Source organism: Dellaglioa sp. CoH-57-MRSF-18 (assembly GCF_056781995.1).
In genome coordinates this window covers 21,706-39,055 of the sequence record NZ_JBXAXX010000002.1, presented here as the reverse complement: position 1 = coordinate 39,055, position 17,350 = coordinate 21,706, and the positions used below count along the sequence as shown (strand labels likewise).

The 17,350-nt window shown below is 33.2% G+C and carries 14 protein-coding genes; all 14 read right to left on the bottom strand.

The window, feature by feature from the left end; translation table 11 throughout:
• Positions 1-37 precede the first annotated feature (37 nt).
• Positions 38-1,444, bottom strand: a complete 1,407-nt coding sequence (locus AC1RPG_RS02005; RefSeq protein WP_481761380.1) for a tetratricopeptide repeat protein — start codon at positions 1,442-1,444, stop codon at positions 38-40.
• Positions 1,445-1,786: 342 nt separating this feature from the next.
• Positions 1,787-2,140, bottom strand: a complete 354-nt coding sequence (gene rbfA / locus AC1RPG_RS02000; protein ID WP_409022457.1) for a 30S ribosome-binding factor RbfA — start codon at positions 2,138-2,140, stop codon at positions 1,787-1,789.
• Between the two features lie 27 nt (positions 2,141-2,167).
• Positions 2,168-4,495 (bottom strand): translation initiation factor IF-2, encoded by a 2,328-nt coding sequence (infB, locus tag AC1RPG_RS01995; protein WP_481761381.1) that lies wholly within the window; start codon positions 4,493-4,495, stop codon positions 2,168-2,170.
• A gap of 15 nt (positions 4,496-4,510) precedes the next feature.
• Entirely contained in the window at positions 4,511-4,816 is a 306-nt protein-coding gene (locus tag AC1RPG_RS01990; protein ID WP_409022455.1) for a L7Ae/L30e/S12e/Gadd45 family ribosomal protein, read from the bottom strand.
• Positions 4,806-5,105 (bottom strand): RNase P modulator RnpM, encoded by a 300-nt coding sequence (rnpM, locus tag AC1RPG_RS01985; RefSeq protein ID WP_409022454.1) that lies wholly within the window; start codon positions 5,103-5,105, stop codon positions 4,806-4,808. The genes AC1RPG_RS01990 and rnpM overlap by 11 nt, the downstream gene beginning before the upstream one ends.
• Before the next feature lie 43 nt (positions 5,106-5,148).
• Positions 5,149-6,225 (bottom strand): transcription termination factor NusA, encoded by a 1,077-nt coding sequence (nusA, locus tag AC1RPG_RS01980; protein ID WP_409022453.1) that lies wholly within the window; start codon positions 6,223-6,225, stop codon positions 5,149-5,151.
• A gap of 29 nt (positions 6,226-6,254) precedes the next feature.
• Positions 6,255-6,728 carry a ribosome maturation factor RimP gene (gene rimP / locus AC1RPG_RS01975; protein WP_409022452.1) on the bottom strand — a complete coding sequence of 158 codons (474 nt, stop codon included), beginning with the start codon at positions 6,726-6,728 and terminating at the stop codon, positions 6,255-6,257.
• Positions 6,729-6,859: 131 nt separating this feature from the next.
• A complete protein-coding gene (locus AC1RPG_RS01970; RefSeq protein ID WP_481761382.1) occupies positions 6,860-11,203 on the bottom strand; it encodes a PolC-type DNA polymerase III in 4,344 nt (1,447 codons plus the stop codon).
• Between the two features lie 72 nt (positions 11,204-11,275).
• Positions 11,276-12,991, bottom strand: a complete 1,716-nt coding sequence (locus tag AC1RPG_RS01965) for a proline--tRNA ligase (RefSeq protein ID WP_481761383.1) — start codon at positions 12,989-12,991, stop codon at positions 11,276-11,278.
• Between the two features lie 23 nt (positions 12,992-13,014).
• Positions 13,015-14,286 (bottom strand): RIP metalloprotease RseP, encoded by a 1,272-nt coding sequence (gene rseP, locus AC1RPG_RS01960; protein ID WP_481761384.1) that lies wholly within the window; start codon positions 14,284-14,286, stop codon positions 13,015-13,017.
• 23 nt (positions 14,287-14,309) lie between these two features.
• Positions 14,310-15,104: a phosphatidate cytidylyltransferase gene (locus AC1RPG_RS01955; protein WP_409022448.1), complete on the bottom strand. Its 795-nt coding sequence runs from the start codon at positions 15,102-15,104 to the stop codon at positions 14,310-14,312.
• 10 nt (positions 15,105-15,114) lie between these two features.
• The gene (locus AC1RPG_RS01950) at positions 15,115-15,882 is read right to left on the bottom strand and encodes an isoprenyl transferase (RefSeq protein ID WP_481761385.1); all 768 of its coding nucleotides are present in this window, start codon (positions 15,880-15,882) and stop codon (positions 15,115-15,117) included.
• 86 nt (positions 15,883-15,968) lie between these two features.
• Positions 15,969-16,532 carry a ribosome recycling factor gene (frr, locus tag AC1RPG_RS01945; protein ID WP_409022446.1) on the bottom strand — a complete coding sequence of 188 codons (564 nt, stop codon included), beginning with the start codon at positions 16,530-16,532 and terminating at the stop codon, positions 15,969-15,971.
• Complete coding sequence (gene pyrH / locus AC1RPG_RS01940; RefSeq protein WP_481761386.1) at positions 16,533-17,255, bottom strand: UMP kinase; 723 nt, start codon at positions 17,253-17,255, stop codon at positions 16,533-16,535.
• Between the last annotated feature and the right edge of the window lie 95 nt (positions 17,256-17,350).

Genomic DNA, 17,350 nt, shown 5'->3' with positions numbered 1-17,350 from the left:
CCTAAATACCTATTTACCAACAGTTTTAGCTACGTTATTATTCACAAAACTTCCCATAAACATCATAATTTTTTATTCTTTCCATAACGTTATCCATTTCTTTTTGTAGTGCAGGCCGATTTTTATATTTCTTTTTCAAACCCTCACAAAGAGATATTGCTACTTCCTCATCTCCAAAGTTATTATACCGTAAAATATAATCGCCAATATTTTGATAGTCTTTTCTATTTTTAGCTTTAACTATTAAATCTTTAACTATGCTTTCAAACATCATGTTAGCTTCTTTGGGATATAGTGGGTAAATATATTTTCCATAATTCATAAATAAATTCAGATTTTTTTTAATTAATTGTAGCAAAATGGTAGCTTCGTTTTCATCTGCTAATATCTGTGCAAGTTGCCAATTATCAAGTGTTTTAGAAATGTTTTTCAGAATATCAGGGTATTCAGCTTTCCAAAATCCATTATCAACTAAAAGCTTTTTTAATTTTTTATAATCGGAATCATTGCCTTTATATAATGCCTGTTTTAAATACTCAATTCTTTTTTGAACTTGATTTGTCTCCTCATAGATAGTATCTAGTCGAGTATACCAAGGTTGTAAATATTGAATATTTTTATCATTATCTGTAATTAATTTTTTTAGTACTAATTTTTCTGCAACTTCATAGTCTTTTCTTGAAACAGCTAACTCAACTTTAAACATTCTAACATCATCAATATCTAAATTATTATTAATAATTTCTTCTGCTTCTTTAATTTTATTTACTTGGAAGAACAATTTAATTTTAAATAATAAATATTTACTTTTCCTATCTTGTTGTGTATATTCATCAAATCTTGTACTAATTTTATCGGCAATTTTCAATACTTTATCCGTATTTTTTGTATTTAGCAAAGGAAGAATGAGACTGAGTAAATCAAAATCACTCACCGCCCATTCATTCCAAAAATTTTTTTTAGCATATCGAATAACATTCGTAACAATTAATTTTTTCTTTTCATCTGCCCCATCTTTAACAGACAGTTTTTCTACATAAATCCGTATTTTAGAAAGTATACTCTCTTGCTCAATCATAAACCCTAATTCTGTATACTCACTGACCTTTACTAATTGTTCTAATAAATCTAATAATATTAACATAGGTGCTTTTAAATAATTTTGACTAAATCTCACGTCACAAATAGAGAGCAGATTATCGACTACTTCACTAATATTGTCGTATCCTCTCCACGAAACATACCCTTGTTTCCTATTTTCATAAATAATTTCTCGAATTCGTTCCTTTGCATCTTCTATTTCTTCTTCTTCATCCAAAAATCCCAAATCAGCTAATATATCATTCTTTATTTCGTATTTATTCTCAGTATATTTTGTTAGTAATCGAATTAATACTTCTTTTGACTGTGAAGTTAATAATTCTTTATATTGCTCTGAATTCAAATTAGTACCTCTTTCTAATATATATTTTGAAAATTAAATTAATTTTTTAAAGGAAATTACCACACTATCTAATGATTGTTGAATAGTGGTATAAGAAAAATTCATAATTCTTCAAATGAATTAGTATTCAACTACACCATATAATCAAAGATATGAGATACCAATACTTACAACTAATTTTACTTGATTACTATTAAAAATAAAAGATATGATTATATTATAAGATAATATCTCCATTGATGAGGAGAAAAAAAGGCCTAATCACTAAGGATTAGGACCTTCATAAAGTTATCCATCAACAACAGTTTAAATAGAGCAACAAACGGTATCAGGATTTTTATTTTAATATTCAGAATCTATCTTTTTAAGTAATTGATCAATTTTATCACCATATTGAACTGACTCATCTCTTACAAAAACCAATTCTGGTGTTTTATAAATTGATAATCTTGATCCAAGTTCACCACGAATTAATCCAGAAGCTTTTTCCAAACCACGTTGTGTTTTTTGTGCATCTGATGCCATATTTGACAATATACTATAGTAAATTGTCGCCTGTTGTAAATCACCAGTTACATTAACTCCCGTAATTGTGACACCTTCAACTCGAGGATCTCTCACTCGTTTTAAAAGAATATCATTAACTTCTTTTTGAATTTCTTGTGATAAACGACCTACACGGTAATGTTGTGTCATTTTATATCCTCCTATAGTTGTTATGAATTATTTAACTGGAACTTCTTCCATAACGTAGGCTTCAATTTGGTCGCCTTCTCTAATGTCATTGTATTTTTCAATCATGACACCACATTCGAAACCTTGTTTAACAATTTTAGCGTCATCTTTAAAGCGTTTCAAGCTTGCTAATTTACCTTCATAAATAACAATACCATCACGAATTAAACGAACGCCGCTATCTCTTTCGATGTAACCTTCAGTGACGTAAGCACCACCAATTGTTCCAACTTTTGTAACTTTATATGTTTCACGAATTTCAACTTGTCCAGTTATTTTTTCTTCAAAGACTGGTTCAAGCATTCCCTTCATAGCCGTTTCAATTTCTTCAATTGCGTTATAAATAACACGATGTAAGCGAATATCAACTTCGTCAGATTGTGCTTGAAGTTTAGCTTGAGGTGTTGGACGAACATTAAATCCTATAATGATAGCATTACTTGCTTCTGCCAAAGTAACATCACTTTCAGTAATTGCACCAGCTGCTTGATGAATGATATTAACTCGAACACCTTCAACATCAATCTTCTTCAAACTTCCTGCAAGAGCTTCAACTGAACCTTGAACATCTGCTTTAATAATAACAGCAACTTCTTTTAATTCGCCTTCTTTAAGTGAATCAAACAAGTTATCAAGTGTTACATGCGTAACATTTCCACGTTCTTTTGTTAAAGCACGTTTAGCACGTTCTTCACCAGCTGCACGAGCAGTTTTTTCATCATCAAAGACAACGAAACGATCGCCAGCACCTGGAACATCATTCAAACCAGTAATTTCTACTGGTGTAGCAGGTTTAGCTTTATTAACTTGACGGCCTTTATCATTTGTCATAGTACGGACACGTCCGAAACTATTACCAACAACAATTGGATCACCAACTTTTAACGTACCTTGTTGAACAAGTAATGAAGCAACTGTTCCACGGCCTTTATCAAGACGAGCTTCAATAACAGATCCAATACCCTTTTGTTTTGGATTTGCTTGTAATTCAAGAACTTCGGCTTCAAGTAAAATCATTTCTAATAATTCATCAAGGTTTGTGCCTGTTTTCGCTGAAATTTCAACGAAAATAGTATCACCACCCCAACTTTCAGGAATTAATTCATATTCAGCCAATTGTTCTGTAACATGAGCAGGATTAGCACCGGGCTTATCCATTTTATTAACAGCAACAATAATAGGTACATTGGCTGCTTTAGAATGATTAATTGCTTCAATTGTTTGAGGCATAACCCCATCATCAGCAGCAACAACTAAAACAGTGATATCAGTAATATCGGCACCACGAGCACGCATATTTGTAAATGCAGCATGTCCAGGTGTATCTAAGAATGTAATTGTTTTATTATCATGTTTTACTTGGTAAGCACCAATATGTTGTGTAATACCACCAGCTTCACCATCAGTAACATGTGTATGACGTAATTTATCAAGTAAGGTTGTCTTACCATGATCAACATGTCCCATGATTGTAACAACTGGTGGTCTTGAAACAAGATTATCTTCATTTTTAATTTCTGCATCAAACATTTTATCAATATCAGCAACATCTACATCGATTTTAGCTTCTGATTTAATACCATATTCTGCTGCTAAAATTTCAATTGTATCTGTATCGAGTGTTTGATTTTGGTTAACCATTACGCCTAACATAAATAATTTTTTAATAATTTCTGCTGGTTCACGATGAATCTTTTTAGCAATTTCAGCAACATTAGTTGCAGCATTGTAATATAAGATTTCTGGTAATGGTTTATCTTTTCTGGGTGATACAGGTGGTTTTGGTGTCGTTGAACGACGGTTTTTCTTATTTCTGTTACGTTTGTTATAAGGATTATTCCCATAACGGTTATTATTATTAAATCTCGAACGTCCTTGCTGATTAGCATTACCATTATTAGCAGTTCTAGCACTTGATTGTGTACTATTTTGAGGACGATTTGCTGGCTTTTCATTTGTTGTCTTTGGTGCAGCGTTAGTTGTTCTTGCTACTGGTTTTGAAGCTACCTGCGATGATTTTTGAGCAACAGGTTTACTATTCGTTGTTTTAGCAGGTTGTGCTGGTTTCTTTGCAACAGGTTTTGCTACTGGTTTTTTCGGTGTTGCATTAGATACAGTTTTTTCAACCATTTTCTTTGCAGCAACTACTTTAGCAGCGCCCTTTTTAAATTTATCGCGAATCTGACGTTCTTCATTATCACCAATAGTTGACATATGATTTTTAACATCAAAACCTTTTGTCGTTGCAAAATCAATAATATCTTTAGTATTTAATTCTAGCTCTTTAGCTAATTCATAAATTCTTTTTTTTCCCATATTTGCATGCTCCTTCTATATATCCATTAAGTCACACATCCTTCTGCTAAAACCTTTATCGGTAATAGCATACACTGTGCGCTGTTGTCCAACGGCCTCACTTAAACTGGCTTTTGAAAATCCAACATATAATTTAACATTATAGCTGTTGCACTTATCTGTTACTTTTTTTAAAGTCGCTTGTCCACAATCTTCAGAAAGAATAACCAATTTAGCTTTATTCTTCCTGACAGCATTCAATACTAGTCCTTCACCAGTCACCAACATACCTGCGCGTCTGGTCAAGCCTAGCATTTGTAAGAATTTTTGACTATTTTTCATCTTTAAATAATTCTCGTCTAGCTACCTGATGGTCAACATATTCGACAAGTTCTTCATAAAATGATTCGTCAATCTTAATACCGAATGCTTTATTGAATGTTCTTTCTTTTTGAGCCTGCTTCGCCACATCTACATCAAGAAAAATATATGCGCCACGCCCTGGTTTCTTACCTGTTGGATCTAAAGATACTTCATTTTCTTTATTCTTAACAACACGAACAAGTTCTTTTTTAGGTTTCATTTCACCCGTAACGATATCTTTACGCATTGGAATTTTACGATTAATCACTTTAATTTGCCTCCAAATCAATTACCGATCAGTTTTAATCGGCTTATTTGTTTGTTTCAGAAACTTCTTTTTCTTCACTACTGTTAACCATATCAGATTCAGATTTAATATCAATTTTAAACGTTGTTAATTTTGCAGCTAATCGTGCATTTTGACCTTTTTTACCAATTGCTAATGACAATTGGTGATCTGGCACAACTACAGTACAAGCATGATCATTTTCTGGATTAAAGACAACATTGACAACTTCTGCAGGATTCAAAGCATTAGCAATGTATTTTGCAGGATCTTCATTCCATTCAACAATATCCATATTTTCGCCTTTTAATTCATTAACAATAGTTTGTACACGTTGTCCTTTAGGACCAACACAAGTACCAACAGCATCGATATCTGGATTATTCGAACGAACAGCTACCTTAGCACGGTCACCTGCTTCACGAGCAATTGATACAATTTCAACTGTTCCGTCATATATTTCAGGAACTTCTTGTTCAAATAATCGTTTTAGCAAGTCAGGATGTGAACGACTAACAAAAACTTGAGGGCCTTTAGCAGCATTCTCAACTTTTGTGATATAAACTTTAATTCGATCATGTGGATTAAAACTTTCACCAGGAATTTGATCAATCTTAGCTAAAACAGCTTCCACTTTACCTAAATTAACATAAATATAACGATTATCATGACGTTCTACTTCACCGCTAACGATTTCATTTTCATATTGAATATATTGATCATAAACAATACTACGTTCAGCTTCACGAACACGTTGCATGATAACTTGTTTAGCAGTTTGTGCAGCAATTCGTCCAAAATCCTTAGGTGTAACTTCAAATCGAATTGAATCGCCAACTTCATATGCTTTATTAATCTCTAAAGCATCTTGCAAACTAACTTCAAGACGTGAATCAAAGACTTCTTCGACTACTTCTTTAACCGCATAAACTGTAATATTACCTTTTTTTGAATCAAACTCTACTTCAACATTTTGTGCTTGATTGTAATGACGCTTGTATGCAGAAACTAATGCTGCTTCAATGGCATCAATAATAACTTCTTTTTTAATACCTTTTTCTTCTTCTAACACTGTAAGTGCACTTAATAGTTCTTTACTCATCTTTAATTTACTCCTTTATAAAAAGCTACTTAAAATTTGATAGCTAAGCGCGCCTTAGCTATTTTTTGACGAGGAATAACGATCGTTCTCTTACGCGTTTTGTCCATATAAACAACTGTTAATTCATCAGCTGTTAATTCCGTTAAGGTACCTTGAAAAATTTTAGCGTTATTAATAGGTTCATATAGTGAAATATTAACGTATTCATTCAAAGCTCTTTCATAATCTTTTTCCTTTTTCAAAGGTCTTTCAGCACCAGGTGATGAAACCTCTAAAAAATAAGCTTGTGGAATTGGATCAGGATTAATCTCATCTAATTTTTCACTTAAAATATCACTAACAGCAACACACTCTTCAATTTTAATGCCTTCAGGTTTATCAATGTAAACTCTTAAAAACCAACTTGGGCCTTCTTTAACAAATTCAATGTCCACCAATTCAATATTCTGTTCATCAACAATTGGTTGAACTAGCTCTGTGACAGTCTCTATAACAGTACTCACACGTTACCCTCCTTACATTTTCCCAATAAAAAGAGTGAGCATCGCTGCTCACTCAAACAAGATATCAAAATACTTTCTTTAATATAGCATAATTTTCTGAAAACATCAACAAACTGCTATGTTCTCACTTTTTAGAAAAAGACATCATCAAAAATAGATAGTTGATTTTCATCTGGTAATGCTTTTAAAACATTATTTTCAGTCATATACTCAATTAATGACTTAGAAACTTTACCACGTTTAGCTAAATCTTCTTTAGATAAAAATGGGCGTTCCTCACGAGCAGCAATAATTTGCTTAGCAACGTTATTACCAAGACCTGGTACAGCTCTAAATGGTGCAATTAACTTATCACCATCAATTATCCAATTTGAATCATCTGATTTATCCAAATCAATCATCCCAAATTGGAAGCCACGTTCAAGCATTTCATTGCTTAATTCAAGGACCGTCAACAAATTTTTCTCTTTTGTTGATGCATCCATCCCTTTATCATTAATATCTTTCATTGCTTTTTTCACTGCTTCTTTACCATGCGACATTGCGACTAAATCAAAATCATCTGCTCTAACACTGAAATAAGCACAGTAATATAACATTGGAAAATAAACTTTATAGTATGCAATTCGTAAGGCCATCAAAATATACGCAGCAGCATGTGCCTTAGGGAACATATACTTGATTTTTAAACATGCTCCGATATACCAATCTGGAATTTTTGCTGCTTTCATCTCAGTTTGATAATCATCTGAGATACCTTTTCCTTTTCGAACACCTTCCATAATATTAAAAGCGCTACCAGCTTCCATACCCATATGAATAAGCCCCATCATGATATCATCACGACAGCCAATAACTTCCGGCATCGTGATTGTTCCATTAGAAATAAGTTCTTCAGCGTTTCCCAACCACACATCTGTACCATGTGATAGACCAGAAATTTTTAATAGTTCAGCAAATGTTTTAGGTTTTGTTTCTTCTAGCATCCCTCGAACAAATCTCGTTCCGAATTCCGGAATACCTAATGTACCTGTTTTTGAGAAAATTTCGTCGCTAGTAACACCAAGTACTTCAGGCCCTTGGAATATTTGCATAACGCCCTTATCATCCGTAGGGATTGTTTTTGGGTCAACTCCTGATAAATCTTGTAACATTCTAATCATGGTTGGATCATCATGACCCAAAATATCTAATTTCAAGATATTATCGTGGATAGAATGGAAATCAAAATGGGTTGTTTTCCATTCGGAAGTTGAGTCATCTGCTGGATACTGGATAGGTGAAAAATCATAAACATCCATATAGTTAGGGACAACTAAGATACCACCAGGATGTTGACCGGTCGTCCGTTTAACGCCAGTTGACCCCTTAGCAAGTCGATCTATCTCCGCATTTCTAAACGTTGCTCCAGTATCACGTTCATAACCCTTAACATAACCATAAGCCGTTTTATCTGCAACAGTACCAATTGTTCCTGCACGGAAAACATAATCTTCCCCAAATAAAACTTTCGTATAATTATGCGCAATTGCTTGATAATCACCCGAAAAATTCAAATCAATATCAGGAACTTTATCACCATAAAATCCAAGAAAAGTTTCAAATGGAATATCATGTCCATCTTTATCTAATGGTGTACCACATTTGGGACAGTCTTGGTCTGGTAAATCAAATCCAGACCCATATTCACCTTTTTCATAAAAATGTGTATATTTACATTTAGGGCATCGATAATGAGGTGGTAATGGATTAATTTCTGTTATTCCAGTCATTGTTGCAACAAGACTTGACCCAACAGATCCACGGGACCCTACTAAATAACCATCTTTGTTAGATTTATGAACTAATTTTTGTGAAATTAAATAAATAACTGAAAATTCATTATCAATGATACTTGTCAATTCTTTATCAAGACGTTTAACCACAGTTTCAGGTAACTCTTCTCCATAAAGTTCATGAGCGCGATTATAGGTTAATTGTTTAATTTCTTCTTCAGAGCCATCAATTTTCGGTGCATATAATCGATCTTTAACTGGAGAAATGTCATCATCAATCATATTAGCGATTAAATTCGTATTTGTAACAACGATTTCTTTAGCAACATCCGCACCTAAAAATTGGAATCCTTCCAACATTTCATTCGTTGTTCTAAAATGTGCATCAGGTAAAATAGAACGATTTAACGGATTAGCACCACCCATTGAATTAACAAGAATTTTACGATAAATACTATCTTCAGGGTTCATATAATGAACATCTCCAGTCGCAACAACCGGCTTATCCATTTCGTGTCCTAAATCAACCATATTTTGTAAAATTTCCTCTAAATTTTGATTATCCTTAATTAATTCTTGATGGATTAGAGGTTCATATAATGCTTTAGGCTGAATTTCTAAGTAATCATAAAACTTAGCCTTTTCTTTAGCCTCTTCCATCCCTTTTTGCATCATTGCTGTAAATACTTCACCTGAGTCACACGCTGAACCAACGATAATACCTTCACGATATTTATTTAACTCACTTCGAGGGATGCGGGGCATCCGATAAAAATAATCTATCATCGAAGTTGAAACTAATTTAAACATATTTTTAAGTCCGGCTTGAGTTGTCGCAAGTAACGTAACATGGAATGGACGTGCTTGTTTGTAAGCATCATGCTCACCCATATGATCATTCAATTGAACATGTGACGTTATTTCAAATCGTTCCTTAGCATCTTTAATAAAGATATTACACAAAAGACCAGTTGTCTCAGCATCATAAATAGCGCGATGATGATGTTCCAAGTTAACATTGAATTTTTTGGAAAGTGTATTTAATCTAAACCCTTTTAATTCGGGATGTAAAAATCTTGCTAACGTTAACGTATCAATGATTGGATTTTGCATAGGTTCCATGCCATGACGTTCATATCCAGTATTCATAAAGCCAATATCAAAACTAGCATTATGGGCAACTAGAATACTACCTTCTGAAAATTCTCTAAATAATTTAAAAACTTCTTCTTCAGATTTTGATCCATGAACCATTTCATCCGTAATTGAGGTTAAATTAGTTGTTGTTTCAGATAAATGATGTCCTGGATCAATAAATTCATCAAATTCTTCAATGACATTTCCCTTTGTCATTTTAACAGCAGCTAATTCAATAACTTTATCAAATCGAGCAGATAAACCCGTTGTTTCCGTATCAAAAGTAACATAAGTGGCTTCTTCTAGATTTACATCCTTATCATTAAAAGCAATTGGAATACCATCATCAACAACGTTAGCCTCAACACCGTACAAAATTTTAATATTATTTTTCTTTCCAGCAGAATGAGCCTCAGGAAAACTTTGTAAGGTAGAATGATCCGTAATCGCAATTGCTTTTTGTCCCCATTTACTGGCTTGCTGTACATAATCCGTAATTGAATTTGTGGCATCCATTTGACTCATATTTGAGTGTAAATGTAATTCAACACGTCGTTCATCATCTGGAGCTGTTTCTTGACGGCTTGGGTGGTCGACTTGATTAATATCGTAAGCATTCACCACTAGATCTCGCATAAAATTATCTTCTTGTACTGCACCACGAACTCTGACCCATTCTTTTTCTTGAATAGCAGCAAACATCGCTTCGTCTTCTTCATTACGAGAGAATTTTTTTACGGTCATGGATGAACTATAATCCGTCATTTTAATGATCATTAATTGTCTTTCAGACTTAAGCGTCCGGATTTCCTTAGAGAAAATATATCCCTCAATAATAACCGAGCGTTCCTCTTCAATGATTTCAACCATCCGTTTTGCAGGCTCTTTTGTACTAATCTTTTTACCCATTTGAACAGGTCCATTAATTACAGTTTGAGAATCAGTCTTTTTCTTTTCATTTTGTTTCTGAATAGTTTCTGTTGCCTTCTGCATCATTATGGCATCTTGAGATTCTTTTCGCTGTCTAATTTCTTCTATTTTTTCTTGTGATTTTGATTCATCTAATAATGTATTAATATTTATCTGTGGAAATCCGACCATTTGATACGCAGTTTCAATTGGTCCTAATGCTTGACCTGTTAAGAACGTTTTTACAATTTCATTTTCAGCCATTAACATCACTCGTCTATCATCAAGATAAGGGACGTTCCCATGAAAAAGTTCTTGTACTAGCGAAGAATTAGCTTCACTATTTTTAACTGCCCATGTCCAATAATCGCCTAAAAGTTGGTTTGTTAATTCTGGTTGCTCAACTTGAACAGTTATTTTTGTTTTTGCAATATCTTTAAATGTAATTGCAATTTTATTTTCTAAGTCACTAAATAATGAAAATGGCAAAATTTTAGGGGCAACTAGCTTGAATTCCCATAGTTTTGACTTTTCATGAACAGTTACGGTTGAAATTTCAATTAAATCCAATATTTCACTATCTTGTTGGTCACTTGATTGAAAATTAATTTGTTCTAATAGTTTATTGAATAATTCTTTATTATTAAGCGACAAATGATTGACTCCTTTTCTAAAAATGAAAAAGAGACTGAGTCAAAATTTTCTTTTGAACTCAATCTTCTTTAACTAGTTTTGATTTTCTTCTTTTAATAAAATTGAGATAGAGCTCTCTAATTCGTCTTTCGTTACTTCAATCGTTTCACCATTTCTACGTAACTTCACTTCAACGATACCATCAGCAGCTTTCTTACCAACTGTAATTCGAACAGGTAATCCAATTAAATCTGAATCAGCAAATTTAACACCTGCACGTTCTTTACGATCATCAAGCAATACTTTGTAACCATTTTCAGTCATTTTTTTGTCAATTTCATTAGCTAGAGCCATTTGTTCATCATTTTTAGCATTAATTGGAATTACATGAACATCGTATGGTGCAATACTTCTAGGCCATACTAAACCATTTTCATCAGCTTGTTGCTCTGCAATGGCTGCAAGTAAACGACTAACGCCGATTCCATAACAACCTAATATCACAGGTTTTTCGCGGCCATTATCATCTAAGATATTAGCGCCCAATGCCTCAGAATATCGTGTTCCAATTTTGAAGATATGACCAATTTCAATCCCCTTAGTAAATTTCAATTCGCCTTCCCCTTCAGGTGAAGTTTCACCTTCTTGAGCCAAACGTAAATCTACAAATTTATCTACTCGGTAATCACGATCAATATTTGCGTTAAATAAATGAGAACCAGTCGTATTTGCACCAACGACCGCATTTATCATTCCCTTAATTCCTTCGTCGGCAACAATTGTTACGTCTTCTGTAACACCAACAGGTCCAAGTGAACCAAACTCTGCACCCAACACTTCAGTAACATCTGAATCAGTTGCCATACGTAAAAAATCAGCGCCTAATGTGTTTTTTAATTTAATTTCATTCAAAATATCATTTCCGCGCATTAAAACCATCACTGGTTTTTCATCAGCCATAAATAATAATGATTTTATTAAATTTTCACTTGCTGTATCAATAAATTTAGCCAACTCATCAATTGTTTTAATATTTGGTGTTTCAATTTTTTCAATATCTTTAATCGCTTCATGTGAATTCTTATATGTTTTCAAACTTTTTGCCATTTCTAAATTAGCTGCATAATCGCTCTTATCAGAATAAACGATTGTATCTTCACCAATATCAGAAATTGCCATAAATTCTTTTGAATCATTACCGCCCATTGCACCTGCATCACCAATAATACTTCTAAAATTAAGACCACAGCGTTCAAAAATATTTTGATATGCACGATTCATTTTTTGATAAGTATCATTTAAACTTTCTTCATCCGCATGGAATGAATAAGCATCTTTCATTAAAAATTCACGGCCTCTTAATATACCAAAACGAGGTCTATTTTCATCACGATATTTTTGTTGTATTTGGAACATTGTCAGTGGTAATTTTTTATATGATTTGATTTCATCACGAATTAAAGAAGTAAATGTTTCTTCATGAGTTGGTCCTAAAATAAATTTTCTATCATGTCGATCTTTTAATTTAAAAAGTGTATCACCATAGGTTTCATAACGACCTGTTTCTTCCCATAATTCAGCAGGAATAACGGCAGGTACAAGCATTTCAACCGCTCCAATTGCTTCCATTTCTTCGCGAATAATTGTTTCAATTTTTCTAATAACGGAGAAAGCTAATGGTAAATAACTGTACATTCCGGCTGAAACTTGTCGAATATATCCAGCTCGTAACATCATTTGATGACTGATAACCTCAGCATCGCTTGGAACTTCCTTCATTGTTGGTATTAATAATTGTGATTGTTTCATACTATTTTATTCTCCTTTTTCATTTAAAAGAAATAACGCTGAATATCATTCCATGTGACTAATATCATCAATATCATTAAAAATGCAAATCCAACTAATGTAATAACACCTTCTTTTTCAGGTGAAATTGGTTTGCCACGAATTCCTTCGATAATATTTAGTACTAATTTTCCACCATCTAAAGCTGGAATTGGTAATAAATTCACAATTCCTAAGTTAATTGATAAGAATGCAAGCAATGACACAACACTCGCCAACCCATAACTTGCTGCATTTGAAGTCACTGCATAAATTGCAACCGGACCACCAAAATCATTTAAGCTGACACCTTTAGTAAACATCCCTACTAATACAGCCACAATACTAGCCACGACACTCCATGATTGCGTAAACCCATAAGTAATTTTATTGATAAATGAGTGATCCATTTTAACTGTAATACCAATTTTACCGATCTTTGTTGAGTCTGTTTTACTTGATTCAGGTGTAATAACGATTGATTCTGTTTTACCGTTCCTTATTACTTTTAAGTCAGTTTTTTTATCAGGACGACTGCTAATCGCTGTCGTTAATTCAGTCCAGTTTGTTGTCTTTTTATCAGATACAGCTACAATTTTATCATTTGCTTTTAACCCCGCCCTTTGAGCCGCAGAATTCTCTTGAATTGTACCAATTTGATTCAAATTGGTTGCAACGCCACCTTGCATAAAAGCAAGTAGTATAAATGCAACAATAGCTAATAAAAAGTTATTCATCGGTCCAGCAAAATTCGTTAAAATTCGATTCCAAAGCGTAGCTGATTGAAATTGAACATCTTCAGGAGCGATTTGAATTTCTGTGCCATCTTTTTCAATTATTAACGCATCATGATCAACATTATATTTTTTTACTATCTCTTCATTACCATTTTCATATCCTGTAATCCAGAGTTCTTTTTGCAAATCACTATCTAGGTATTCGATTGGGATACCATTATACAGCGTTGTTTTTTTACTCGTATTAATCTTTGTAACCTTATTATTACTATCCAGTATTAAACTCATAGGCATACCAGGTTTTAAATCTTCATCTTCATCATCAGCGATTCCCGCCATTCTAACATATCCACCAAGAGGTAATATTCTTAAAGTGTACGTTGTACTACCTCTATGGAATGAAAGTATTTTTGGCCCCATACCAATTGAAAATTCACGAACTAAAATTCCAGCACGTTTTGCAAAATAGTAATGACCAAATTCATGAATCACAACTAAAATTCCAAAAACGATAATAAATGTAATAATCGTTTTAATCATGTGAATCCTCCCCCTTTAATTTATTACATTAACCCAAATAAATGCATAATTGGCCATACAAATATTAAACTATCAAATCGATCTAAAATACCACCATGTCCAGGTAGAATACGTCCAGAATCTTTTACACCATAGAAACGTTTAAACGCGGACTCAACTAAATCACCGCATTGTCCAAATACCGAAAGGATTAACGTAATCAAAATCATTATAGGAAAAGAATGATTTTGTGGGAAGAAGTAAATAAAGATACTTCCTAACAGTGTAGCCATTAATGTTCCACCAATTGAACCTTCCCATGTTTTATTTGGACTAATATGTGGTGCTAATTTATTTTTACCAAACTTACGTCCAAACATGTAAGCACCTGTATCTGTTGTCCAGATAACAATTAAAATATATGCTAATGTCATTAATCCGTTAAAATCGTTGCCTCTTGCCGCAATAAAATAATGAAATCCCATCCCGACATATAAAGAACTTAAGACAAAAACACCAGCATCATCAAATGAAAAACGATTTTTTGAAGTAACCATATACATTAATAGAAGTGCAACAAGAAAATAAAATACATTTACAGAAGAAATGTGAGCTGGTAAAAATTTAAACCACTTATCTGGTGCAATCACAGTTATTGTCATTAAGATACCAAAAGTAGCCTCTGGTGATATCAATAATTTTTTCTTCATTACAAATACTTCCGAAATACCAATGCATCCTAAAATTAAAGCAAATATCTGCAATGGTAGTCCACCAATAATAACCAATGGTATGAAAATACAGAGAGCCACAATTGCCGTAATTACGCGCTGTCTCATAAAAATTCTCCTATTCTTTTATACCACCGAAACGGCGGTCTCTTTTTTGATAATTTAGTATTGCATCTTTTAATGCATCTTCAGAAAAATCAGGCCATAATGTATCAGTAAACACTAATTCACTATAAGCAATTTGCCATAATAAGAAATTAGATATTCTTTCTTCACCACTAGTTCTGATTAGTAATTCCGGATCATTATAAGGTGCTAAATTACTAGTCATTAAATACTGGTCAATTGTTTTATCTGTTATCTCTTCAACGCTTAGTTTACCATTAGAGGTATCAGTTGCAATATTTTTGATAGCCGTCACAATCTCTGCTCGCCCACCATAATTTAATGCAAAATTAAGAACCATCCCTGTATTATCTTTAGTATCTTCCACTGCATTTTGAACAGCTAATTTTGTTTCATTTGGAAGCTGATCAATGTAGCCCATAACATTAACTTTTACATTCTTTTCAATTAATTCTGGTACAAACTTATCAAAAAAAGTACCCGGTAAACTCATCAGGTAATTAACTTCTGTTTCGGGCCGTTTCCAATTTTCAGTAGAAAATGCGTAAAGTGTTAAAACTTTAATCCCTAAATCACTTGCAGCCATAGTTACTGTTTTTACAGTATCCATACCGGTTTTATGTCCCGCAATTCTAGGTAAATGCCTTTTTTTTGCCCAACGTCCATTACCATCCATTATAACAGCAACATGTTTAGGAATTCTTTCCATATCCAATTGGATTAATTCATTTGTTTTATTTTTTTTAAAATTAAAAGCCATATTGTACCTCCAAGAATAGTTACATGTTCTATTGTAGCAAAAAAACAGGCACAAAACGACGCCTGTCTTAAAATAAAGCTATTTATTTAAACTGCTAAAATTTCTTTTTCTTTATCTGCTTGAATATTATCAATATTTTTAATTGATGCATTCGTCACATCTTGAGCTTGTTTTTCTAAATCTCGTAAATCATCTTCGGTTAAATCACCATTTTTTTCTGATTTTTTCAAGGCATCAACTGCATCACGTCTGATATTACGAATAATAACTTTAGCATTTTCTGCTTCAGCTTTAACGTCTTTAGCTAATTCCTTACGACGTTCTTCTGTTAATTGAGGAATAACTAATCGAATTGCTGATCCATCATTCGAAGGGCTAATTCCTAAATCAGCAACTAATAAACCATGTTCAATATCCTTCAAAGCACTTTTATCAAATGGCGTAATTAAAAGTACGCGAGCTTCTGGTACTGAAATTTGTGCAACTTGATTAAGTGGCGTTGGTGCACCATAATAATCTACTGTCACATTATTCAATAAACTAGCATTAGCTCGACCAGCCCGAATATTACCAAGATTTTTTTGAAGTGAAACCTCTGCTTTTGACATTTTATCTTGAGCATCAACTAATATAGGTTCTGTTATTTTCATTTATTTTCCCCTAACGGTTGTTCCGATGGTTTCACCGAGAACAACTTTTTTTATATTTCCTGGTTCGTTCAAATTAAATACGACTAACGGAATATCATTATCCATCGATAATGTACTTGCAGTTGTATCCATAACTTGTAAGTTTTTATTAATTATATCTAAATGTGTTAATTCTTCATATTTTGTTGCTGAGTCATCCTTTTGAGGATCAGCAGAATAGACACCATCTACGCCATTTTTTGCCATCAATATAACATCAGCATTAATTTCTGCAGCTCTTAACGCTGAAGTTGTATCTGTTGAGAAATATGGTGAACCCGTACCCGCAGCAAAAATAACAACGCGACCTTTTTCAAGATGACGAACAGCTTTACGGCGAATATAGGGTTCTGCAATTTGGCGCATTTCAATAGCTGTTTGAACTCGAGTTGGGACACCTACAGACTCAAGATTATCTTGCAATGCTAGTGCATTCATAACTGTTCCTAGCATCCCTATATAATCTGCCTGCGCACGTTCCATACCCATTGCGGCTCCAGCTTCACCACGCCACATATTACCACCACCAACAACGATAGCGACTTCAACACCCATTTCTTGAATTTCTTTTAATTCTTCAGCAACTTTTCTAATTACAGGTGGATTAATACCAAATCCTTGTTCTCCGGCTAATGCTTCACCGCTTAACTTCAACATAACGCGTCGATACTTAACATCTGACATCCAATGTTCCTCCTACAATCTATTTACAATTATTTTACCATATTTTAGGTATAATTAATAATTCAATTTATATCAAAATAAATTTATTAAAAAAA

What these genes read in the sequence shown, in the direction of transcription:
- rbfA (WP_409022457.1), bottom strand. Translation starts at nt 2,140, where the DNA reads ATGACACAACATTACCGTGTAGGTCGTTTATCACAAGAAATTCAAAAA.
- infB (WP_481761381.1), bottom strand. Translation starts at nt 4,495, where the DNA reads ATGGGAAAAAAAAGAATTTATGAATTAGCTAAAGAGCTAGAATTAAAT.
- AC1RPG_RS01990 (WP_409022455.1), bottom strand. Translation starts at nt 4,816, where the DNA reads ATGAAAAATAGTCAAAAATTCTTACAAATGCTAGGCTTGACCAGACGC.
- nusA (WP_409022453.1), bottom strand. Translation starts at nt 6,225, where the DNA reads ATGAGTAAAGAACTATTAAGTGCACTTACAGTGTTAGAAGAAGAAAAA.
- AC1RPG_RS01965 (WP_481761383.1), bottom strand. Translation starts at nt 12,991, where the DNA reads ATGAAACAATCACAATTATTAATACCAACAATGAAGGAAGTTCCAAGC.
- rseP (WP_481761384.1), bottom strand. Translation starts at nt 14,286, where the DNA reads ATGATTAAAACGATTATTACATTTATTATCGTTTTTGGAATTTTAGTT.
- AC1RPG_RS01955 (WP_409022448.1), bottom strand. Translation starts at nt 15,104, where the DNA reads ATGAGACAGCGCGTAATTACGGCAATTGTGGCTCTCTGTATTTTCATA.
- AC1RPG_RS01950 (WP_481761385.1), bottom strand. Translation starts at nt 15,882, where the DNA reads ATGGCTTTTAATTTTAAAAAAAATAAAACAAATGAATTAATCCAATTG.
- frr (WP_409022446.1), bottom strand. Translation starts at nt 16,532, where the DNA reads ATGAAAATAACAGAACCTATATTAGTTGATGCTCAAGATAAAATGTCA.
- pyrH (WP_481761386.1), bottom strand. Translation starts at nt 17,255, where the DNA reads ATGTCAGATGTTAAGTATCGACGCGTTATGTTGAAGTTAAGCGGTGAA.